The organism is Acidobacteriota bacterium (genome assembly GCA_016703965.1).
GTDB lineage: Bacteria > Acidobacteriota > Blastocatellia > Pyrinomonadales > Pyrinomonadaceae > OLB17.
The window spans coordinates 457,729-479,575 of record JADJBB010000021.1; the positions used below are offsets into that span (position 1 = coordinate 457,729).

Below are 21,847 nucleotides of genomic sequence, written 5' to 3' on the forward strand. Positions count from 1 at the left end.
TTACTGAAACAATATTCTACTATGAATCAAAACTTTGCTAAAATTTGAGTATGGGTTTGCCAAAACTAAAGACCAAGCTCAGCGTTGAGGACTATCTCGAAGGAGAGAAGGTAAGTCCGATAAGACATGAGTTTGTTGATGGCGAAGTCTACGCGATGGCGGGTGGTAGTGACAATCATAACCGAATAGTAGGTGAGATAGTCACAACGCTTTCGATGCATCTTCGCGGGTCAAAGTGCGAGCCCTTTTTCGGCGATATCAAAGTTAGAGTTACAAGCAAGGTTTACTATTACCCTGATGTATTGGTTTCTTGTGAGGAAACCCCGGACGATCCATACTTTCGAAACAACCCAATACTCATCATTGAGGTAACCTCGCCTTCGACCAAAAAGATCGATCGCCGCGAAAAGCTTCTTTTCTACCAGCAGATGCCGAGCGTTCAGGAATATGTGGTTGTCGACCAGCACAAGATGAACGTTGAGGTCCATCGCCGTCAGCCAAATGGCGGTTGGATAACTTATTATTTCAATGAAAAGAGCGATATTGTCGAGCTAGCCTCAGTCGATCTAACCATTCCCCTTCCGGATCTTTACCGCCGGGTTCAGTTTGATAAAAATGCAAGACGAGACGAAGACGACGACTAACGAAAAATTCTTCACCGCCCCACTTATAATCATTTTCGTTACGATCTTTGTTGATCTGATCGGATTTGGAATGGTGATCCCGATCCTGCCGTACTACGCGAATACCGACCCGTACAATGCGACACCTTTACAGATCGGGTTTCTGGTCGCGACCTATTCACTAATGCAGTTTTTCTTTTCGCCGATCCTGGGCCGATTATCTGATCGGTACGGACGGCGCCCCGTGCTGTTTATTAGCATTTTGGGTTCGGCGGCCGGTTATTTTGTCATAGGTTTTGCAGGCACATTGCTCCTTGTATTTGTTGGCCGGATCATTGGCGGGATAACAGGCGGGAATATCTCGACCGCCCAGGCCTACATCGCTGACGTTACATCGAAGGAAAATCGGGCAAAAGGAATGGGGCTCTTCGGTGCGGCATTTGGGCTAGGGTTTGTTTTCGGGCCTGCGGGTGCGGGGATCCTCAGCAAATATGGCGTCCACGTACCATTTTTCTTCGCCGCCGCGCTGTCGCTCGTTAACGCAATAGTTCTCTATTTTATTCTTCCCGAATCGCTAACCCCCGAAAAGCGGGCTGAGGCACCAAAACGGAAGAATCGCTTCCTGGAGATATTCGAATCGTTTGCCCACAAGGAGTTTAGAGAGATCAATATCGTCTACTTCCTGCTTGTCACCGCGTTCTCGATCATGACCTATGCTTTTGTACTCTACACGGCATTTCGGTTCGGCTTTACGGCGGAGCAGAATGGTTATTTATTCGCCTTTATCGGGATAATCGCAATTATTGCTCAGGGCGTTCTATTCAATCGCCTGGTACAAAAATTCGGCGAGTCTACATTGGTTGTTGCGGGGTGTTTGATGATGGTGGCGAGCCTTTTCTTGGTTCCGATCGTGGGGCCCGGATATGGAGGAGTTACAGTTCTTTTGCTCGGAACCGCGCTGCTCGCATTTGGAAATTCCCTGGCATCGCCGGGCCTGACAAGTCTTGCGTCAAAAACGGCTTCTGAAAAAGATCAAGGCCGAACGCTCGGGATCATGCAGTCCGGAGCATCTCTGGCCCGCGTGATCGGGCCGGTTCTCGGCGGCCTGCTTCTGAATAATTCGCTGAATCTGGTTGATGATTCCACGCTGTACCGCACATTCTGGACGGCTTCAGGGATCATGTTCGTGGCTTTTCTGGTTGCTCTGTATTTTGCGAGAACCGCAAATGAAAAGATGATCGCTTAGCTTACCGCTCTTTGTTTGATAGCATCCTTTGCGGCCGGAAAGATAAGGCGAAAAGTCGTTCCTTCACCCTCAGCACTGAAAGCTTCGATCGCTCCATTGTGTTCCTGAACGATGCCGTACGACACGGCAAGTCCGAGGCCCGTTCCGTTTCCGACGCCCTTGGTGGTGAAGAACGGATCGAAGACCTTTTTGAGATTCGCGGTCGGGATTCCCTGTCCGTTGTCGATCACCTCGATAACCACGCCGTAGTCGTTTCCGGCGAAAGTGCGGAGCCTGATGGTACCGTTCTCAAACATCGCATCGCGAGCGTTGAGAATAAGATTGGTGAACACCTGCTGCAATTTACCGCCGCTGCCTGAGATCATCGGCAGATCTTCTGAGTATTCCTTAACGATCTCGATACTCGATTTGCGAAGCTGAGGTTCGAGCAGCTGAAGCGTATCATTCAAGAGCTTGTTGATCTGGATCTCGCCAAACTCCTCAGCATTGCCGGTACGGGAAAAATTAAGTAGATTTCCCACGATGTTCGAGGCACGGTCCGTCTGGCGCTGCATTTTCTGCAGGAGGGCGTGCTTCGGATCGGTCTCGGGTATCATTCCGAGCAGCATTTGCGTGTAGCTGGAAACGCCTGTCAGCGGCGTGTTCACTTCATGAGCGACGCCAGCCGCGAGCAGGCCGATGCTTGAAAGTTTTTCGCTCTGCTGTAGTGTTTCTTCAAGCTTTACACGTGACGAGACGTTTTCCAGGACGATGATGGCTCCAGTTTGTTGGTTTGAAACTGATCGGAGCGGAGCGACGGCGACGTTTAGAATGAGCGATTTGCCGCCCTTGTCGTAGGTATGCAGCTTGTAAGCGTTACGGATCTCCGTTAAGTGCCACCGAGATTTGCCGAGGATGTTTTCGAGATTCAAAGCAAAACTTTGGTCAAAAATATCTTCAACAACGCGGCCCACAACCTGATCGCGATCGAGGCCCATCATCTGCTCGAATGGCGAGTTGCATCGAATGATTCGGCCGTCTTCGTCAACCGCAAGCAGGCCGACGTTGACCGATTCTACGATCGACTCGTTAAATTCCTTGAGAAGGGCGAGTTCCTCAGTATGTTGTTTTTGCTGGCCGTAAAGACGGCTGTTTTCGATTGCAACGGCGATGTATCCTGAGACGGTTTTAAGGATATCGAGATCTTCTGAAGAAAGCAGCGAGCCGTCCGTCGCTCGTCCCAGGCCGATAACGGCTATCATTTGTCCGCCCGCTAAGCACGGGACAAAGTAATGAAGCTCCTGCCGAATAACGGCTTTACTGTGGCCATTTCCATTTACGTCTGCCAGCGTAATGTCGAATTCTGGTGCATCAAATTCGTCTGCTCGAACAACACCCTTGGCCGCCGATTTTTGGCGGATCATCGTGCGAAAATCGTTTGGGATCTTATATTCCTCACTTAAGCCCACCGATTTCGCCAGGCGATAATTTTCAGGTGACTGGTCATCCTCGATAAAGATCGCGACCTTTTGCACATCCAGAACCTGCCGCAGCCGCTGAGCGAGCCCGTCGAGCAAAGGATCAAGAGCAGTAGTTGCTGACAACGTTCTGCCAAAATCGAGAAGGCTGCGCCGCAGATCGTAACGCTCGCCGTAGAAAAAGCGATCAGCACGTTCCTGCAGAAATTTCTTAAGCGGCTCGCTGAGCAGCACGATCGCTCCCATTGCCACGATCGCGATCAGGGCTCGAAGCGTGATCTCGGTAGGCGAGAGATTGTTGCCGACCGCAAGGAAAACCAATCCGAGAGCAACTGCTCCGATCATCATGGCGATTGCGACCGTTGTCATCGCGTAAACGAGAGCCCGCCGAACAACGACATCGACATCCATCAGCCGATAGCGAACGACCGAATGGCCAAAACTTAACGGTATCAGAGCGAGCGGCAGCGTTGTGATCGCTGCGCTGAAATTATCTTCCGGTATTTGGACCCCGAACCGCGTGATCAGTTGCATTACGACGACTGGAAATATGGCCGCGATCGTTCCCCACATCGCCCATTTCCAAACGCTGTCGAACGACCGGTTGGCTGTTCTTGAAGAACCGCCATACGAGCAGCGACGCTCCCGCCGAAACGCCGACAACGAAATGAAAAAAGTTCGTTCGATACAGGAAGCCGAATAGATTTAGGCTGTCCGATACCTTGGCCAGTGCAGCAGTCGTTCCCGATTCCGGCCAGAATTGAGGCACGAGCGACAAGAAAATGAGAGTTACAGAAAGTAATGCGGCCGGAACGTAGAGAACGTAAGTTTTCCAACGCTGACCGAAAAAAATATCGCTCCTGACCGGATACCTTATGCAAAAATGCAGAAAAAGCGGAGAGAAAAATGCTAATGCGATGTTGTCGAGCAGATCGATCGCGAGATCAAAATCGCGGCCGATGCCGATGGAACGATATGTGTGAAAAACGAATGCCGCGAGGCATACCATCGCGAAATGGAGAACAAAAGGGGAACTGCTGCCCTGTTTGAAAAGAACAAATATTCCTACTCCTAGCCAAACGAACCCAACGATGGTCAGGAAAATTATTGACGGAGTCCACCTTTCGACCGAGTCAATATTTCGCAGATCGGCGACGTAATTATTGTCCGCGGAGGTGTAAAACGGCTTCTGAAAAGAGTACGTGAGGCTGCCGCCAACTCCGGCTGCGTCGAGATACATCGCGACATCTGCGACTGAGGTGATCTCCTCCAGATTATCGCTATCCAGCCCGATGCCGGTAAGTTTTGCACCAACCGGGATACCGGCTCGCGATCCGGCAAGAGCCGTTGTCACTTTCTCGGCATACACCCCGTCTGCACGTTGGCTCCAGAGCACGCCATCCGTGGGGGGGAGGTTTTGAAATGCACGCTGAGACAAGCTCAAAGCCCCGGCTGTAACGAACAGCACGGACGCTAGAAGCCATATAAGGCTCCAACTTGTCAGCATTTTTTCTTTCATCCTAAAAAGGCATACTGCGCCAATGGATTTACAACGCAAAATGCGTTCCAAATGCAAAAATGTTCAAACTTTGTTTGGGAAGTCGATTTTGTTCGAAAAATGCCGGTAAATCCGACGGGAAAACTAAATCGTGCTTTGCGGGAATTCAGCATTTTGCTAGAGAATCCAATAATTTGGAAAAAACAAAATCCGCATTGATAACAGCGCCACAGAGAAGGAAAATCTTTCTGTGCAAAAACCGTCTTCTCTGCGGATGTTTTTAGAACCTAACTTGGATGCCGCCACGCACCATTCTACGGTGAGCGTTTAGCCTCAGGCCGCCTTCTTCACCGAAGACACCCGATTGAAAATCGAAAATATTTCGTGCGTCAACGATCGCTTGGGCACGGATCGGAAGCCCCAAAGTCGGCAGCGATTGCGTAACGAAAACGCTCAAACCCGGATCGTAGATGGCGAGCCGCCCTTTGAAGGGATCGATCGCAAAAACCGTCGCCTGCGGCGAAAGTCGATATATCGTTCTGACGCTGGTTCCGGTTTTTAGATCCGCCGCAAGCTGAGCGAAAAACGTCTGAAAGAAATCGTTTTCAAAGAGTTTGGAGGGTGAGGTAACCGCCGCCCCGTTCGATAGCTTTTGACCATTTCCAGCTGAATAACCGACCGAAGCCGATAAAATATCACTAACGCGGCGAGAATAAACGACCCGAACTCCTTGAGCCCGGCCCTGTTGGTTAGCAACGAAGTCACCAAAACCGTCGCCGCCGAGATTATCGATAGCAAAGCTATTGATACCGACGCCGCGCCCAAGCGTTGTGTCAAAAAATACGTTGGCTTCTACGCTTGACCGGTTATCGATTATTCGCTCGATCCCAAATTCCAACCTGCGGCTGCGATTGATCTGCGGCTTGCCATACTCCACGACAAGGTCTTCTACGGCAACCGGGTCTGAAAACGCAACATTCTGCCCTTCGAGATCGATCGCGTTTGCCCAGGTCTTTTCTTCGGTCTGGGTGGTGAAGGCACTGCGCAGGCGAGTCTTTGCGTTTATATCGAACTGCAGCCCCACTCGCGGAGAAAGCGACGAGTCATCGCTGCCGCTGAAAAACCGTGAGTAGTCGAGGCCATATACCAGGATCACTCCTTCGCGGATCTTCCACTCGTCGAGGCCTTGTATCGAGATCTGGCCGAGCTGTTTTGTTTCATTACCGACCGCGACGTTTCCGAGTTTCGCGACCGACGAATTGAATCGTAACTGATGCCCGTCTATCGGATTTAGCTTCAGCGAAGTTTCCAACCGTTGCGGCGAACGTCCGCCAATTCCGGTTTGGCCAGCAACTACAAAATCCGTGGTTTCGCCGACCGGAATGAAGGTCGCAAAATTTATACCCGAGTAGGAGCCACGATCGGAACCCGCGAAATAAGTCTCAAAAACCGTCTGCCCTTTGCGATGGACCGTGCGATCATCTGTATCGTCATTTTCCGCTACAGCGTCGTCATCGATCGGCGTGCTGCCTTCCTGATTCTGATAGATAGCCCGCTGCATCTGCGCGGCACGTATCCGCCATTTGGAACTGTTCTTGTCGAGGCGTTTTTCAGGAAGCGTATTACCGTTTCCTGCTCGTTCCAGTTTGAAACCGTAGCTGATCTCAGTAGAACGTCCAACATCAACACCGAAAATATAGGACGGATTAAACCCTTGGGCGACCGCGAGAACCGTGTACGTGCCAGGAACGATCTTGGCCAGGAAACTACCGTCGCGTCCCGCGGTAACCTGCTTTAGAAGTTTTGTTGTACCTGAATGAAAGATCGCGACAGCAGCATCAGCGATCGGGCTTCCGCTATCGTCACGAACAAATCCTCTGACGACACCGAGCGGTCCGGCCTTTTCTACTGTCACATTAATGGCCGCAGACGAAGAAGCAGGTGCGACGCCGATCGCCATCAGCATCACAAATGTCGTCAGGAGCAGTTGTTGTGTCCGTGTAGAAAAAAGCATTTTAAACGGCAATATCGGTAACTTTGGTATTTTGTTCGCAAAAATCAAGCCTGTCAAGGCGGATCGGGGCCGTTCTGTAAACTTAAGATGCGATAAACTTGACAAAGTTTGCTTGTCGGCTAGAATTGAGTTCTGCCTAAATGGCAGGGATGGAGACGTGGCTGAGCGGCTGAAAGCGGCGGTTTGCTAAATCGTTGTAGTCCAAAAGACTACCACAGGTTCGAATCCTGTCGTCTCCGCCATTAATATTAGAAAGGCCGTCAAATGCGAATTTGGCGGCTTTTTGCTTTTTTGGGGTATTGTTGTTCAGAGATGACCTTTCGTAGAAGCATTTTACTTTACGGCGTGGCGATGGCTCTGCTAATGGGGCTGCTGAAGTTTTTTGAATACCGCTTTTTTGTTCGCGGCCTGACGCTCGAACTCTATCTCGGCCTTGTCGCTGTCTTTTTTATAGCCTTAGGCGCGTGGATCGGTTGGCGGCTCACTCACAAAAAACCGGTCGAGTCAGTTCAGACCGACGGCTTTACGCTCGATGTCGAAAGACTAAAACGCCTCTGCATTACAAAACGCGAATACGAAGTTCTCGAAAATATCGCACTCGGCCTTTCGAATCAGGAGATCGCCGATAAACTTTTCGTTTCGACCAGCACGATCAAAACTCACCTCTCCAGCCTTTTTCTCAAGCTCGACGCCCGACGCCGCACGCAGGCGATACAAAAAGCCAAGGAACTTCGCATTCTGCCCTAGAACTTAAGTATGATTTGGCCGTATCGACGCGAATTCATACTTTCGGCCGATTGTATTTCTGCCTGGCTCACGTAATATTTCGCAAAAACGGAGGAAATTTCTATGCGAAAAATTGTTATCACTTACGGCCTCATTTCCGGGGCTATCATCACGAGCCTTTTCTTGATCTCGATGTACCTTTGGTCAAAGGGCATCATCAATTTCGACAACGGCGAATACTTCGGCTACGGCTCGATGCTAGTCGCGTTGTCGATGGTGTTTTTTGGGATCAAATCATTTCGCGATAACCAGAACGGACGGAAGATCGGCTTCTGGAAAGGCGTTTTGGTCGGTTTCCTGATCACGCTGCTGGCATCATTCGTCTATGCATCGAGCTGGGAAGTTTACATGCAGGTCAGCCCGTCGAATAAGTTCGTCGAGGAATATACCGAACATTACGTCAGCCAGCTCAAGCAGAAGGGCACGCCGCAGGCTGAGATCGATAAGACAATGGCCGAAATGGCTTCGATGATGGAAATGTATAAGAATCCGTTCATTCGTTTTGGAATGACGCTGATGGAGATACTACCGGTCGGCATTATCGTGACCCTGCTGAGTGCCGCGATCCTGCGGAAAAAAGAGATTTTGGCTGAATGAATAGAACCGGGGTCTATGTCTTGCCTCGCACGGCTGCTCTGTGCAATCCACTGTCCGACCAGTAAACTCGATAAAGCATTCGACCTGATGGAGTAACGGTATGTTTATTGAGTTTCACCTGGCAATTTTCGAGGCATCGACGTGGACCAATATGTTCACATTGGACGCGACCGCGACATGGGCCGAAAAGATCTTGCGGCCCATGATCGTTTACGCGGTGCTGATCGTGATGATCCGCTTATTCGGCAAGCGCGAACTAGCCCAGCTCAACCCATTTGATCTGGTCGTGATCTTGTCGATTTCGAATACTGTTCAAAACGCAATAATAGGCCAGGATAATTCGCTGATCGGCGGCCTCGTTGGAGCCCTCGCGTTGCTGTTTATAAACTACATCCTCGCACGCCTTAAATATGCGTCACCGACGATCGAATTAATAACTGAAGGCGGGCCTAAAACACTCATCAAGAACGGCAAGCAAGATGCAGCCGCGTTGAAGAGTGAACTGCTGACGAAAGAAGACCTCGATATCATCGCCCATGAAAATGGCCTCGAGGATCGCAACGACATAGACAAACTTGTTCTCGATCCCAACGGTTCATTCCTCGTTGACGGAAAAGATGAGATCAAGGATGCAAAATTCAAACGCGATGTTTTGCGCAAGATCAGCGAGCTTTCCGAACAATTGACTGAACTAAATGCACTAATGCAGAAACCTGTGGGCAAGTAAGCGAATAGCGGCCAGGCTTCGGTAGTGCTTTTGCGTTCTGCTCGTCGATACGGGAAACTACTTCGTTATGACTGTAAGAGTAAGATTCGCACCGAGCCCGACGGGTTATTTACATATTGGCAGCGCGAAACCGCGCTTTTTAACTATCTTTGCGCACGGCGCACGGGCGGCAAGTTCCTGGTTCGCATCGAGGACACGGACCTCGCCCGCTCAACCGAGGAATCAACCCGCTCGATTCTCGACGGCCTCGCTTGGCTGGAACTGAGCCATGACGAAGAGATCGTTTTCCAATCCGACAACGCCGACAAGCATCGTGCAACTGCCAAAAAGCTCCTCGCTGAGGGCAAAGCCTATCGCGATTTCACGCCCAAGGCGGAGCCGAACGATGCCAACGTTAAGGACACCATCAAAGATCGAGCACGTGCAAATCAGGGCGAAAAGAACATGCGGGATAATCCATACCGCGATTTGTCCGCGCAGGAAAGTGAAGCCCGTGCGAATGCCGGAGAACCCTTTGCTATCAGATTAAAAGTCGCTGTGACCGGCAAGACTTCATTTGAAGATGCGGTTTACGGCCTGCAGGAACGAGATTACACCGAGACGGAAGATCTGGTTTTGCTCCGCTCCGACGGCCATCCGCTCTATAATCTCGCCGTGGTTTGTGACGATATCGAGATGGCGATCACGCACGTCATTCGCGGGCAGGATCACCTGACGAACACCCACAAGCAAGTCCTTATATACGAAGCCCTCGGCATCACGCCGCCGACATTTGCGCATTTGCCGCTGATCATGGCGCCCAACAAAGGCAAGCTTTCGAAGCGCAAACATGGTGAGGTAGTCTCGATGACGACATATCGCGATGCGGGATTTCTCGCTGCCGCGTTCCGCAATTTCCTCGCCCTGCTCGGCTGGTCGGCGGGTGAAGAGAAAGAGATCTACTCGCTCGAAGAACTCGTCCAAAAATTCTCGCTCGATGGCATCCACCGCTCGAACGCGGTTTTCAATTTCACTGAAAATGATCCGCGCAAATGGACCGACGACAAAGCCCAATGGATGAACGCCGAATACATCCGCACAATGCCCGTCGGCGAGCTGCTGCCATTCGTCAAAGCCGAACTAAAGTCCGCCAAGCTCTGGCGCGAAGAATACGAACCCGAAGGCCGTGCCTTAACCGAGACGATCAGCTCAGCCGCCGACGCCGGAGCCGACGAACGCCCAGCGGGAGTCGCCGTCGATCTGCCGGAACACGGCTCGTACGACTGGTTCATCCAAACGATCAACCTTATCCGCCAGCGGTTTTTCACGCTCAAGGATTTCTCTTCACAGGGCCGTGCGTATTTCAGCGAAGACTATGATTTTGACCAGGCAGCGATCGAAAAGAATCTGAATAAGTTCCCGGATCTGAAAATCTGGCTGCCCAAACTCGCCGATCGTTTCGAAACAGAGTTTGCCGACAAACCGTTTTCCGAAGCAAATATCGAAGAGGTCGTAAAAGCCTTCACCGAAGAAAAGGGTACAAAACTTGGCGTTATCATGAACGGTGCCCGAACGCTCCTGACGGGAGTTGCTGTTGGTCCGTCGATGCTTTCGGTTTTTGAGATCATGGGAAAAGACCGGTGCATTTTGCGGCTGCGAAGCAGGGTCGCGTGGAACTAGCTAAAAGTTTTTTGCAGGTTCACGGGCCGTGGTCCGTTCCCTATACGCAAGCAAGCGTATGAAAATCGGAGCAGAGAACATCTTAAGGGCGTGGGCACTCGTTTGTGTATGTTTCGCCGCGGCGGTCACAGCACAGCCGGTTAGCCCGCGTCCGCTGCCGCCGGAGTTTTTCAAACGCCGTGAGGCTGGCTCGGCATTCGAGATGGGCAGGATCTATCTGCGGGAGCAGAAACCGGTTCTGGCCGCCGAGAATTTTGCCAACGCCGCGAAAGCTTATGCCGAGCTTCGAGATGATGGAGCGGTTGCGTGTTCGTATCTCGGTCTCGGTTCGGCATATGCTCAGAATGAGAAAAATGCGCTTGCATCGGAAACCTACGAGCAAGCTCTCGCTATCTTTCGCGCTCTGAAAGGCCGCGATCTTGATGAGCGGTCGCTAGCTAAACTCGGGTTCCTATATGACGAACTCGTCGGAAAGCGAACCGTTTTCAAATACGACGAGCTAGCCATCGTGCCGCCAAAACGCGGTTACGACCGGAACGGAGACCGCCTCGATCCGCGGTTTTCGCAAGGCTCAGAGCGTTATTACGTCCAGTATTTTAATCAGCCGTTCACGGTGTATTACCGCGAGGAGCCGGAGTCGATCTTCAACGATCCCCGAATGGCCGGCTCGAGCGATCAGCCAAAACCGGTTAGCTTTTATCGCGATGTTCTGGCGATCTGGAAGGCAAACGGTATCGAGAGCGTCAGCGTCGCCGTCGGCATCAGCCAGATGGAGTCGTGGGCAAACGCAAATCCAAAGGTTGCCGCCTTCTACGGCAAACAGGCGGTCAACGAATACCAGCAGATCCGCCAGGCGATGCGGCAGTCGAAAGATGTCCGCGTACGAACCTACAATAACCAGCTCACCGACAAGTTCCGCTTTCTTGCAGATCTGCTGATTGGTTTAGGCAGGCTTGCGGAGGCTAACGAAGTCCTGCAAATGCTGAAAGAAGAGGAGTTCTCGGACTTCGTCCAACGCGACCAAAGCGAGATCAAAAGCCTCGGCCGCCGGGCTACTTTAACCGCGAAGGAGCGAGCGCTACTTGAGCGATATCGACACCTCGCTGACCGTGCAGCTGAGATCGCAGCGGATGTGAGAGCAACGCAGGAAAGGAACTTCACTCTCGACGGAGTTCCAACCGCAAAAGCCCAACCCGCGGACGAACAAAAGAAGCTCGCCAAGCTCAACGCTCAGGCTGCAGACATCACCGCAGCGTTCAAACTCTTTCTCGAGAAAGAACTCGTCAACGAGATCGGCACCGACAACGCTGCCGGAGTCGCGGCTGACTCGACACTGCAATCGACCGCAAGGGATCTCGGCCCCGGCGTTGTCTCGCTCTACACCGTAGTCACCGAGCGGCGATACCGCGTCATCCTCACGACGCCGACGATCCAGATCGATGGCAAGACCGAGATCGAAACCGGTCTGCTGAACAAAAAAGTGCGGCGTTTCAGGGACGCCTTGCAGGATACTTCGATCGATCCGCGGCCGCTCGGAAAGGAGCTTTACGACATTCTAGTAAAGCCTGTCGAAAAGGAACTCGCCGCCTCAGGAGCCAAAACGCTTGTCTGGTCGCTCGACGGAACGCTTAGGTACATTCCGATCGCCGCCCTCTCGCCCGACGGCGTGACGTACCTCGGCGAAAAGTACCAGAACGTCGTGCTAACGCCGCGAACACGTGAGCGTTTGTCCGGAAACAGCGCGGATTGGACCGCTCTAGGGATGGGAATCTCTGAAGAACAAACCGTCAGTTTTCCGGAGTCAAAGGGCCAACCGATGAAGCTCGACGCTCTGCCCGGAACCCGCGAAGAGCTGATGGCGATCATTCACGACGAAAGCAATCCGTCCGAAACCGGCATCCTGGGTGGAAAGCGATATCTGGATAAAGATTTTACGCTCAATAAGTTAAAAGAATCGCTCGCCGCTCGAAATGCTGACGGCAAGCGAAAGTTCAATGTTGTTCATCTCGCCAGCCATTTCCGGCTCGGGGACAACTGGTCGAATTCGTTCCTGTTTTTAGGCAACGGAAAAGTGTTGTCTCTCGAAGAGATCGGAAATTCGGCAGACATAGATTTCAGTGACGTCGAGCTAGTTACACTTTCGGCTTGTAATACGGCTCTGACGACCGATTCGCGGGGTTTTGAGGTTGATTCCCTGGCCGCTGCGATCCAGGCAAAAAGCGGTAAGGCCGTACTTGCAACACTCTGGGCCGTCTATGACGAGAGCACCTCGCTCCTGATGCAGAGCTTCTATCGCGAGCGAAAAGACGATCCCAAATTAACGAAAGCTGAGGCTTTGCAAAGGGCCCAAAAGAGACTTATTACCGGCAAGACGAACGGGAAATCGTTCGCCCATCCATATTTCTGGGCAGGCTTCGTCCTGATCGGAAACTGGAACTGACGCCGGCAAAGGCTTAACAAACACAACCCAAGGAGGAACTAAAAATGGCATACATCATCGTATGGCTTAAGGCTACGTCTACGTAAAATTCGAGAAAATCGAGCAAAACAACCGGTCTCTGCTTCGTTTGAATACCCGAAATGCGGAACCATTTTTCGATCGGACCTCAATTGGTCCGGCCATCACATAGATTGGAAAAACATACACAAAACAATGAAAAAGACACTATTAATCATGCTTCTGCTTGCCACATGTGGCACATTCGCACAAGCTCAAAAACTAGGTAAATTCGGTGCCGATCTGGGCAAGAAGAGCATCATGGGCAAAGAGATCAGGCTGCCGTACACGTCCGTTACGAGCTATTATGGCTACGTCAGTGGCGACACGAAACCGGATGAGGAGAAAGGTGGGAAGAAATACTATTACATCTACGTCTGGATTCCGGTCGCGGCGCCGGAGTTGGGGATTCGGATGATCTCGCCCGTTCCCGACGGCGAAAAACCGTCAGCGACCGATTTTATCAGCGGCAACTACGAAAAGAACGCAGCCGACAAAGCCAGCTATTTCGACACCTGGATCGCATTCGACAAAGCGTCGGGGATCTTCAGCTCAGCGGACATCAAATCAAAAGCTAAATCCGCATCCTGGAACACTTTCGACCGCAACGACGACAGCAGCGAAATGCCCGCAAACCCGAGCGGCAGCAAATATAATTCACTTATGCGTTTGACCAGCGAACTGAGCGATCCGATGCGGGCATTGACCGCAGGACTATATCGCATCGGCTTTACTACATTCAAAACGGGCGACGTAAAGGGAGGGTTTCTGGCTCAGATCGGTTCCCCGGTCAACATGCCCGGCATGATCGTAGCTAGTTCCTTACGATGATCTACAGACGAAGCTGAACGCAAAATAGGGTTGCTTGCCTGTTCTCTAAGAGGCTTTTCGACTTGCTCGGAAAGTCTCTTTTCTATTCAGACCTCAATTATTCTTCGCTTCACGGGCGATGACAAAACGATCGTCGTGGTTGTGATGCCATAGGGAACGAGGCGGTCGATGACTTCCTGAAGGTGTTCGACCGAGGCGACGGCGACTTTCATAATAAACGAATCGCCGCCGGTTCCGCGGTGGCATTCGAGAACCTCGGTCGAGCCCTGGACGACCTCGATGATGTGGCTGTAATCGACGCCGGTGATGCTCATGCGGATGAAAGCTGTGATCGGGAGGCCGACTTTCGCGGTGTCAATGTCCGCTCGATAACCGGTGATGATCGCGGCATCCTCGAGCTTGCGAACGCGCTCGATCACTGCCGGAGTTGTTAGTCCGACCCTTCGACCGAGCTCGGCGTAGCTAGTCCGGGCGTCTTCCTGGAGTTCCTTTAATATCTTTCGGTCGATCTCGTCGATCATAAAGCCATTCCTGCTAACAAACTAATAATCTAAAGGCAATTTAGCATAATTCCTTACGAATGCCATTCAACGGATTTGTCATATCCATTAAAATAACTAATTCGAGGATAACTTCTCACCTCTTTGCGACCATCGAACGTATGACAGGAGCCGCTGCACAAATGCTGACCGAAACCTTCCAAACCGCGACCGAGCCCGAAGTCGAGATCGCAAATTTCCGCGTTTCCGATGACGATCTGCCGGAATTTCGTGATCTTAAGTTCGAGAACATCAACGAACTTCACCTCGACCATCCCGGTGCAAATGACAAGGAATACCGGGCACGCCGCGACTATATAGCGCAGTGTGCGAAGAGTTTTCGCGAAACCGGTCAGATCACGGATGTTGACTACAACGCCCGCGAACAGCGCGTATGGCGCTACGTCGCCGAAGAACTCGAGGAATTACAGCAGCGGTATGCGAGCCCTTTTTATCTGCGGGCAAAAAAGGATCTCGGCATACGAACCGACCAGATACCACAGCTATCGGAAATGAACCGCCGTTTGAAAGAGCTAACCGGATTTCGCCTCGCCCCGATCGAAGGGCTGGTCGAAACCCGCGGATTTCTCTCTTGGCTCTCGTACCGCGTCATGCTTTGCACGCAGTACATCCGCCACCATTCGCACCCGGCATACACACCCGAACCGGATATCGTCCATGAGGCCATCGGCCACATTCCGATGTTCACGAACCCGAATTTTGCCGACTTCTCGCAGTTCATCGGACACGGAGCAAGGATCGCGACCGACAAACAGCTCGAAGAACTCGGCCGTCTCTACTGGTTCACCGTCGAATTCGGCATGGTCGAGCACGAAGGCGACATCAAAGCCTACGGAGCCGGCCTGCTCTCGTCATTCGGCGAACTCGAACATGCCTTCTCCGACCAGGTCGAACGCCGACCTTTTGATCTGGAGCAGGTCATCAATCACGAATACACTTACAGCGATATGCAAAAGATCCTGTACGTGATTCCGTCGTATGCAGAATTGAAAGAAGTGACGCGGAAGTATATTGAAAGCTTTGGAAAATAGCGTAGCCTTTTTTTGACAGAGGCAGAAAACTTATGTATGCTCGATAGTGAGAGTTTTTAAGTGGAAGTATCTAGACACGATGAAGACGATATTTAAACTTGGTCTGTCGGTGGTTTTAGCATTTTGGCTCAGTGGGGCTTCAGCAGCCCAAATCGATCAGAGAACGCCTTTCTTTGCTAACCCCACGCAAACAGCTTCGGAACCGTTCAGAATCGTACTAATGCCAAAAGCGGAATTTACAGCAGAAGCACGAAAAAATAAGCTTCAAGGTACTGTAAGGTTGGCCGTTACGTTTTTGGCCTCGGGCAAAATTGGGAATATTGAGATTGTCACTGGATTGCCGGATGGTCTATCGGATATGGCAAGGGTTGCCGCTAAAAACATACTTTTCGAACCAGAAAAAAAACAAAACGAGCCGATTACAGTAACGCGGCAACTTGAATATTTATTTAAGAATGATTGGGGCCAACCTGTTGGCAACAATACACCTGTCAGTCAAACTCGAAGTAGTTCTGTCGTGTCAGAACAGCCTCAATTATTAAAGCCGGTTCAGCCAGTGACCTTTTCGCTAACGCCAGGTAACGGAAAGGTGTTTGCTTTACGGCTAACCGAAAATGACATTGTTGATGTCTCGTGGCTAGTTAGCGATGAACTGATTCTTCATTCTGGCATCTTGGACCCTTCTGGAAAGCCACTTGCAATTGGTGGTGATGACGATGCCCTATTATTCACTGCTCCTTCGAGCGGTGAATATACATTAGTTTTAAAATATGATGAGGGTTCTGAGGTAAAAGACCGACAAAACATTACAGTACAGTATGCAGTAGGGTTTACCCTTCCCAATGGGTCAAAACAAAAAGCCTTGCGGAGAATCAACGGTTACGACATTAGAATTTATACGACTCCCGAGGTCGGGGATGAATCCGGTCTGTCAATTGTCGTTTTTGAAAAAGACGGTCTCAAGAAGAAGATACTTCGGAGTTTCGGGCAGGGTTCCGTGGGTTATTCATTTGCCGACGATGTGTTTGTTTCCGCCTTCAAATCCGCGAAAGAAGCATCCGCTCTGATTAGAAATACACTAGATAAGACGGGAGATGGAATTCCCGACGTGATGATTGATTACTATTCGGGCGGTAGTCACTGCTGTTTCACAACATTCTTTTTTAATTTGGGAAGAACGGTTGATTTGATCGAAGAGCTAGACACTCAGCATGCGGGACTTGTTGCCAAAAGTTTGAATCCGGCCGGAGGATTGCGGTTTGAAACCAGCGAGAACAATTTTGCCTACTGGAATGCGTGTTTTGCATGTTCGCCAATGCCGCGAGTGATTCTTGAATTTAACAACGGAGTACTACGCCCAAATTTTGAATTAATGAAAAAGCCTCCCCCGACACTCTCGGCAATTAAGAATTTAGCTAGAACAGCTAGGCTGAAAATCAGCCTGGAGCCATACACGGACGATGGCGAACAATTCGAAGAAGCGTTTTGGGCGGAAATGTTAAATTTGATCTACACGGGTAATGAGGGATTAGCGTGGCAATACTTCGATTTAGTCTGGCCATCTGGGAAACAGGGCAAAGAATTATTTGCTACTAATTTCAAAGAGGTTTTGAGTTCTGGTTACTATGGAAGCCCTGACGCGGCTGCTCAGAACGGATTCCGCAATTATTGGAAGGGCTTTTATAAAATCCTTGATTCTCTTCGAAACAACGTTAATTAAACTTTTTCTATGACTACACAAAATCCACTAGGACTTAAAAAGATCCACCACGTCGAATTCTACGTCGGCAATGCTAAGCAGGCGGAGTTTTATTATCGTAAGGCGTTCGGGTTTTCGCGGGCCGGGTATATGGGGCTTGAGACGGGGAATCGTGAGGTGACGAGCTACCTGCTGAAGCAGTCGAATATCAATTTTATTTTATCGACGCCGATGTCGCCCGAGCATCCTGGGTCTGAGCATATCAAGCAGCACGGCGACGGCGTACATGATATTGCGTTTTTGGTCGAGGATGCCGATCATGCTTTTCATGAGGCAGTACGGCGCGGAGCGACGCCGGTCGAGGAACCGCACGATCACGGCGATGAGCATGGCGTAGTTCGCCACGCTTCGATCGCTACTTATGGCGATACGATCCATTCGTTTCTCTCGTACAACAACAATAACGGCCACAATTACAACGGCGTTTTCCTGCCCGGCTTTGTCGAGCAAAAAGTCGAAGGCGAGCCGACGGGTATCATGCTGGTCGATCACATCGTCGGCAACGTCGAGCTGGGCCAGATGACCAAATGGTGCGATTTTTACCGCGATGTGATGGGCTTTTTCCGTTACATAACGTTCGACGATAACGATATATCGACCGAGTATTCGGCTCTGATGTCGATCGTCATGTCGGACGGCGGACACAATATCAAATTCCCGATCAATGAGCCGGCGATGGGCAAAGGCGGCAAATCACAGATCCAGGAATACATCGAATTTTATCGAGGCGCCGGAGCTCAGCACATCGCTTTGCTATGCCGCGACATCCGCTCGACCGTCGCCAAGCTGATGGAAAATGGGGTCGAATTCTTAACCATTCCCGACACATATTACGACGATCTGTCGAGCCGCGTCGGTGACATCGACGAAGATATCCCAAGCCTCAAAAAACTCGGCATCCTCGTCGACCGCGACGACGAGGGGTATCTCCTTCAGATCTTCACTAAACCGGTCGAAGACCGGCCGACGGTTTTCTACGAGATCCTCCAGCGCAAAGGGTGTAAAGGCTTTGGGAAAGGTAACTTTAAGGCTCTCTTTGTCTCGATAGAGGAAGAGCAGCGTAGACGAGGAAACCTGTAAGAAATTTGCCCTCGAAACCCGCGAAAAGTGCGAAATTAAAGCAAACTTTTTTCGTGAGTTTCGCGTGTTTCGTGGGCAAAATTTTTCTCGGTTCCGATATACTTCGATAAATGGATAGACGAGATTTCATCGGTTTTGCAACGGCTGCGGGTTTGACGTTGATTATGGAGAAGAACGCTTTTCCCGCTACGCAGACCTTCGAGTCGCATAGGCCCGCGATTGGCGATCGAAAGTTTGTCAGTACCGCAGTCGAGCAGCAGATCGCTGCTGTCAAATCTCGGATCAAGGACCCGGAACTCGCCTGGCTGTTTGAGAATTGCTATCCGAACACACTCGACACGACTGTTTTTACTGGGACAAGGGATGGAAAGCCGGACAGTTTTGTCATAACCGGTGACATTGACGCTCTTTGGCTGCGCGATTCGACGGCGCAGGTTACGCCGTATTTACCGTTGGCTAAGACGGACGAGAAGCTGCGGGTTATGATCCGCGGGTTGATACATCGCCACGCGTTTTCGATCCTGCTCGATCCTTACGCCAATGCGTTTCTTAAAGACCCGAACGGTAAGGGCTGGGACGATCTGCCTAAGAATAAGCCCGGCGTTCATGAACGGAAATGGGAGGTCGATTCGCTTTGTTATGCGATGCGGCTTTCGTATCAGTATTGGAAGACGACGGGCGACGCGACGCCATTTGATGCCGAATGGGAGGAAGCGATGCGGACGATCTATCGCACATTCCGCACCGAACAGCTAAAAGACGGCCCGAGCCCGTACCGGTTTATTCGCCGGACGACGGACATGTTCGACGCACCGCCGTTTCAGGGCGAGGGCTATCCGGTAAAACCCTGCGGATTGCTGCGTTCGGCGTTTCGTCCGTCTGACGATTCTACGATACTGCCGTTCCTGATACCGTCGAATATGTTCGCGGTTGTTGAACTGCGTCATTTGGCAGAGATGTTTCAGGCGGTCGTAAAAGATGCGAAATTCGCCGCCGAATGCCGCTCGCTTGCCACTGAGGTTGAGCAGGCGGTAATTAGGCACGCTGTCGTGGACCATCCGAAATTCGGCCGAATTTTCGCGTACGAGGTCGACGGTTTTGGAAACGCGATGTTCATGGACGACGCGAACGTGCCAAATCTGATGTCGATCCCGTACCTGGGTTTCGTTCCGGTCACAAACTCGATCTATCAGAACACGCGGCGGTTTGTGCTGAGTGATTCGAATCCATATTTTGCTAAGGGCAACGCCGCCGAAGGAGTCGGCAGCCCGCACACCGGCAAACGCTCGATCTGGCACATCGGCATCACGATGCGGGCCCTGACCTCGACCAACAGCGCAGAGATCGCCAACTGCCTCGCCATGATCAAACGCACGCACGCCGGCACCGGATTCATGCACGAATCATTCAACCCAGACGACCCTGTGAAATTCACAAGAAAATGGTTCGCGTGGGCAAATACATTGTTTGGCGAGCTGATCGTTAAGCTCGATGGGGCGAATCCGCGTGTACCGATGTAAGAAACTTTAGACTGGGATGAAGTGGATAAAAGAGATCGATCTTACTATCCCTTTTATCTCCTTTATGCCTGTAAATTAACCTATGAACCTCAAATACCAAACTGGTTTTGGCAACGAATTTGCGACCGAAGCAGTCGAGGGGGCATTGCCCGTGGGCCAGAACTCGCCACAGAAGGCTCCGTTGGGATTATATGCCGAGCAGCTTTCGGGAACGGCGTTTACGGTGCCGCGTGCGGGAAATAAGCGTACGTGGACGTACCGTATTCGGCCGTCTGTCATGCATCGTCCCTTCGAGCGGATAGGCAACGGCAAGTGGCAAAGTAAGCCCGATGACATCGACGTCACGCCGAATCAGCTTCGTTGGGATCCGCTGCCGGTTCCGGATGAGCCGACCGATTTTATTGACGGGATCACGACGATAGCTCTAAACGGCGATCTGATGTCACAGATGGGCATCGGGATTCACATCTACACCTTTAACAAAGGCATGGGCGACCGTTATTTTTATAACGCCGACGCCGAGATGCTGATCGTGCCGGAGATGGGAAGGTTAGGTTTCCTGACCGAATTAGGACCGATACAAGCGGGGCCGGGTTCGATCGTTTGTATTCCTCGCGGTGTGAGATTTCGGGTCGAACCGCATCCGGACGACAAAAAGTGCCGCGGCTACATTTGCGAGAATTACGGCTCACAGTTTCGCCTGCCCGACCTCGGCCCTATCGGAGCTAACGGCCTCGCAAATCCGCGCGATTTCGAGACGCCCGTCGCGTGGTTCGAGGATCGCGAGGGCGAGTTCGAACAGGTCGCTAAGTTTGCGGGAAATCTGTGGTCGTGCGAGATCGATCACTCGCCGCTCGACGTCGTCGCGTGGCATGGCAACTACGCCCCGTACCGCTACGACCTGCGTCGTTTCAACACGATCGGTTCGATCTCATACGATCACCCGGATCCTAGCATTTTTACTGTTCTCACTTCTCCGTCAGGCGAGGCGGGCGTCGCGAATTGCGACTTTGCGATCTTCCCAGAACGGTGGCTGGTAGCCGAAAACACCTTCCGCCCGCCGTGGTATCACCGCAACTACATGTCCGAATACATGGGCCTCATCTACGGTGCCTATGATGCGAAGGAAACAGGCTTCGTGCCCGGCGGCGGCTCGCTCCACAACCAAATGTCCGCCCACGGCCCCGACCTCGATGCGTTTGAAAAAGCATCGAACGCCGATCTCAAACCGCAAAAACTCGAAGGCACGATGGCGTTCATGTTCGAATCTCGTTATATAATTCGGCCGACGAAATTTGCGATGGAAACGTCGCAGCTGCAGAGCGAATATTTCGAGGTTTGGCAGAGGCTAAAGAAGAATTTTCACGCCTGAGATCTCGGGCAAATCCTTGCTCTTTCCGCCAAATAGCGGCAAAATATTTCCCATATGATACAGACTGTCGAAGCAGTAATAGATGAAAGCGGTAAGGTAAGAGTGCTGAATGATCTGCTTCTACCCCGAGGACATCGTGCGATCGTTACCGTACTCGAAGAAATGTCCGAACCCGACATCCCGGAAACAGCGTTGTTGAGTGAAAACGCACTAGCTGCCGATTGGCTCAAGGACGAGGAGGACAAGGCTTGGTCACACCTTCAGTTGGAACAGTAGTTCTGGTCCGCTTCCCATTCAGCGATCTGACGGCTTCGAAACTTCGCCCCGCAGTGGTTCTCGCGAACGCTGAGCGAGGAGACTGGGTTTTGTATCAGATAACCAGCCAAAGCTACGCTGACCGTAATGCAATCGGTATCTCAAATGCCGACTTCGTTCGCGGTTCGCTCAACAAGCCAAGCTATGCGCGTCCGGCAAAGCTGTTCACGGCGAACAATAACATCATGATGAAAAGTATCGGTGATCTTTCGACACTAAAGTTGAAGGGGATTCGGGTATCCGTGATCTCGATCTTCAAATAACCTAATTCGTTT

General features: G+C 51.3%; 18 protein-coding genes, 1 tRNA gene and 1 pseudogene. 16 read left to right on the forward strand and 4 right to left on the reverse strand.

From position 1 onward, the window contains the following. Window positions 1–50: 50 nt before the first annotated feature. Together IPG22_09545 and IPG22_09550 are read left to right on the forward strand one after the other, a co-directional pair. Complete coding sequence (locus tag IPG22_09545; GenBank protein MBK6588527.1) at window positions 51–644, forward strand: Uma2 family endonuclease; 594 nt, start codon at window positions 51–53, stop codon at window positions 642–644. After that, entirely contained in the window at window positions 616–1,869 is a 1,254-nt protein-coding gene (locus IPG22_09550; protein ID MBK6588528.1) for an MFS transporter, read from the forward strand. Before IPG22_09545 ends, IPG22_09550 begins: the two co-directional genes overlap by 29 nt. On the opposite strand, the gene IPG22_09555 is transcribed toward IPG22_09550, so the two are convergent. The 3 genes from IPG22_09555 to IPG22_09565 form a co-directional block, all read right to left on the reverse strand. Beyond that, complete coding sequence (locus IPG22_09555) at window positions 1,866–3,899, reverse strand: PAS domain S-box protein (GenBank protein MBK6588529.1); 2,034 nt, start codon at window positions 3,897–3,899, stop codon at window positions 1,866–1,868. The genes IPG22_09550 and IPG22_09555 overlap by 4 nt on opposite strands. After that, window positions 3,817–4,833, reverse strand: coding sequence for a hypothetical protein (locus IPG22_09560; GenBank protein ID MBK6588530.1), 1,017 nt, complete (start codon window positions 4,831–4,833; stop codon window positions 3,817–3,819). The genes IPG22_09555 and IPG22_09560 overlap by 83 nt, the downstream gene beginning before the upstream one ends. Window positions 4,834–5,104: 271 nt before the next feature. Further along, a complete protein-coding gene (locus tag IPG22_09565) occupies window positions 5,105–6,838 on the reverse strand; it encodes a carboxypeptidase regulatory-like domain-containing protein (protein ID MBK6588531.1) in 1,734 nt (577 codons plus the stop codon). Between the two features lie 151 nt (window positions 6,839–6,989). Between IPG22_09565 and IPG22_09570 the strand changes: the two genes are divergently transcribed. From IPG22_09570 to IPG22_09600, 7 genes and pseudogenes are all read left to right on the forward strand, one after another. Continuing rightward, window positions 6,990–7,080 (forward strand) — tRNA-Ser (locus tag IPG22_09570). Window positions 7,081–7,150: 70 nt separating this feature from the next. After that, complete coding sequence (locus tag IPG22_09575; protein ID MBK6588532.1) at window positions 7,151–7,585, forward strand: response regulator transcription factor; 435 nt, start codon at window positions 7,151–7,153, stop codon at window positions 7,583–7,585. 102 nt (window positions 7,586–7,687) lie between these two features. Further along, the gene (locus IPG22_09580; GenBank protein ID MBK6588533.1) at window positions 7,688–8,221 is read left to right on the forward strand and encodes a DUF4199 domain-containing protein; all 534 of its coding nucleotides are present in this window, start codon (window positions 7,688–7,690) and stop codon (window positions 8,219–8,221) included. Window positions 8,222–8,372: 151 nt separating this feature from the next. After that, window positions 8,373–8,948, forward strand: coding sequence for a DUF421 domain-containing protein (locus IPG22_09585; protein MBK6588534.1), 576 nt, complete (start codon window positions 8,373–8,375; stop codon window positions 8,946–8,948). A 67-nt stretch (window positions 8,949–9,015) separates the two neighbouring features. Then, window positions 9,016–10,607, forward strand: a pseudogene (locus tag IPG22_09590) (glutamate--tRNA ligase). 58 nt (window positions 10,608–10,665) lie between these two features. After that, window positions 10,666–13,047: a CHAT domain-containing protein gene (locus IPG22_09595; protein ID MBK6588535.1), complete on the forward strand. Its 2,382-nt coding sequence runs from the start codon at window positions 10,666–10,668 to the stop codon at window positions 13,045–13,047. 213 nt (window positions 13,048–13,260) lie between these two features. After that, window positions 13,261–13,935 carry a hypothetical protein gene (locus IPG22_09600; protein MBK6588536.1) on the forward strand — a complete coding sequence of 225 codons (675 nt, stop codon included), beginning with the start codon at window positions 13,261–13,263 and terminating at the stop codon, window positions 13,933–13,935. A gap of 86 nt (window positions 13,936–14,021) precedes the next feature. Here the strand turns inward: IPG22_09600 and IPG22_09605 are convergent, their stop codons facing one another. Beyond that, window positions 14,022–14,456, reverse strand: a complete 435-nt coding sequence (locus tag IPG22_09605) for an Lrp/AsnC family transcriptional regulator (protein ID MBK6588537.1) — start codon at window positions 14,454–14,456, stop codon at window positions 14,022–14,024. Window positions 14,457–14,596: 140 nt separating this feature from the next. Between IPG22_09605 and IPG22_09610 the strand changes: the two genes are divergently transcribed. The 7 genes from IPG22_09610 to IPG22_09640 all read left to right on the forward strand — a co-directional run bounded on the left by IPG22_09610 (window position 14,597) and on the right by IPG22_09640 (window position 21,835). Further along, window positions 14,597–15,526 carry a phenylalanine 4-monooxygenase gene (locus tag IPG22_09610; protein ID MBK6588538.1) on the forward strand — a complete coding sequence of 310 codons (930 nt, stop codon included), beginning with the start codon at window positions 14,597–14,599 and terminating at the stop codon, window positions 15,524–15,526. A 79-nt stretch (window positions 15,527–15,605) separates the two neighbouring features. Beyond that, window positions 15,606–17,246, forward strand: a complete 1,641-nt coding sequence (locus tag IPG22_09615; protein MBK6588539.1) for an energy transducer TonB — start codon at window positions 15,606–15,608, stop codon at window positions 17,244–17,246. Window positions 17,247–17,255: 9 nt separating this feature from the next. Further along, window positions 17,256–18,365, forward strand: a complete 1,110-nt coding sequence (hppD, locus tag IPG22_09620; protein ID MBK6588540.1) for a 4-hydroxyphenylpyruvate dioxygenase — start codon at window positions 17,256–17,258, stop codon at window positions 18,363–18,365. A 110-nt stretch (window positions 18,366–18,475) separates the two neighbouring features. Continuing rightward, window positions 18,476–19,885 carry a glycoside hydrolase family 125 protein gene (locus IPG22_09625; GenBank protein ID MBK6588541.1) on the forward strand — a complete coding sequence of 470 codons (1,410 nt, stop codon included), beginning with the start codon at window positions 18,476–18,478 and terminating at the stop codon, window positions 19,883–19,885. 82 nt (window positions 19,886–19,967) lie between these two features. Further along, on the forward strand, window positions 19,968–21,257 hold the full coding sequence (locus IPG22_09630) for a homogentisate 1,2-dioxygenase (protein MBK6588542.1): 1,290 nt from the start codon (window positions 19,968–19,970) through the stop codon (window positions 21,255–21,257). Between the two features lie 54 nt (window positions 21,258–21,311). After that, window positions 21,312–21,533, forward strand: coding sequence for a hypothetical protein (locus tag IPG22_09635; GenBank protein MBK6588543.1), 222 nt, complete (start codon window positions 21,312–21,314; stop codon window positions 21,531–21,533). Next, window positions 21,506–21,835: a type II toxin-antitoxin system PemK/MazF family toxin gene (locus IPG22_09640; GenBank protein ID MBK6588544.1), complete on the forward strand. Its 330-nt coding sequence runs from the start codon at window positions 21,506–21,508 to the stop codon at window positions 21,833–21,835. The genes IPG22_09635 and IPG22_09640 overlap by 28 nt, the downstream gene beginning before the upstream one ends. Window positions 21,836–21,847 lie beyond the last annotated feature (12 nt).

Coding starts and splice junctions, on each gene's coding strand:
- IPG22_09545 (MBK6588527.1), top strand. CDS start 51: ATGGGTTTGCCAAAACTAAAGACCAAGCTCAGCGTTGAGGACTATCTC.
- IPG22_09550 (MBK6588528.1), top strand. CDS start 616: ATGCAAGACGAGACGAAGACGACGACTAACGAAAAATTCTTCACCGCC.
- IPG22_09555 (MBK6588529.1), bottom strand. CDS start 3,899: ATGTGGGGAACGATCGCGGCCATATTTCCAGTCGTCGTAATGCAACTG.
- IPG22_09560 (MBK6588530.1), bottom strand. CDS start 4,833: ATGCTGACAAGTTGGAGCCTTATATGGCTTCTAGCGTCCGTGCTGTTC.
- IPG22_09565 (MBK6588531.1), bottom strand. CDS start 6,838: ATGCTTTTTTCTACACGGACACAACAACTGCTCCTGACGACATTTGTG.
- IPG22_09575 (MBK6588532.1), top strand. CDS start 7,151: ATGACCTTTCGTAGAAGCATTTTACTTTACGGCGTGGCGATGGCTCTG.
- IPG22_09580 (MBK6588533.1), top strand. CDS start 7,688: ATGCGAAAAATTGTTATCACTTACGGCCTCATTTCCGGGGCTATCATC.
- IPG22_09585 (MBK6588534.1), top strand. CDS start 8,373: ATGTTCACATTGGACGCGACCGCGACATGGGCCGAAAAGATCTTGCGG.
- IPG22_09595 (MBK6588535.1), top strand. CDS start 10,666: ATGAAAATCGGAGCAGAGAACATCTTAAGGGCGTGGGCACTCGTTTGT.
- IPG22_09600 (MBK6588536.1), top strand. CDS start 13,261: ATGAAAAAGACACTATTAATCATGCTTCTGCTTGCCACATGTGGCACA.
- IPG22_09605 (MBK6588537.1), bottom strand. CDS start 14,456: ATGATCGACGAGATCGACCGAAAGATATTAAAGGAACTCCAGGAAGAC.
- IPG22_09610 (MBK6588538.1), top strand. CDS start 14,597: ATGACAGGAGCCGCTGCACAAATGCTGACCGAAACCTTCCAAACCGCG.
- IPG22_09615 (MBK6588539.1), top strand. CDS start 15,606: ATGAAGACGATATTTAAACTTGGTCTGTCGGTGGTTTTAGCATTTTGG.
- hppD (MBK6588540.1), top strand. CDS start 17,256: ATGACTACACAAAATCCACTAGGACTTAAAAAGATCCACCACGTCGAA.
- IPG22_09625 (MBK6588541.1), top strand. CDS start 18,476: ATGGATAGACGAGATTTCATCGGTTTTGCAACGGCTGCGGGTTTGACG.
- IPG22_09630 (MBK6588542.1), top strand. CDS start 19,968: ATGAACCTCAAATACCAAACTGGTTTTGGCAACGAATTTGCGACCGAA.
- IPG22_09635 (MBK6588543.1), top strand. CDS start 21,312: ATGATACAGACTGTCGAAGCAGTAATAGATGAAAGCGGTAAGGTAAGA.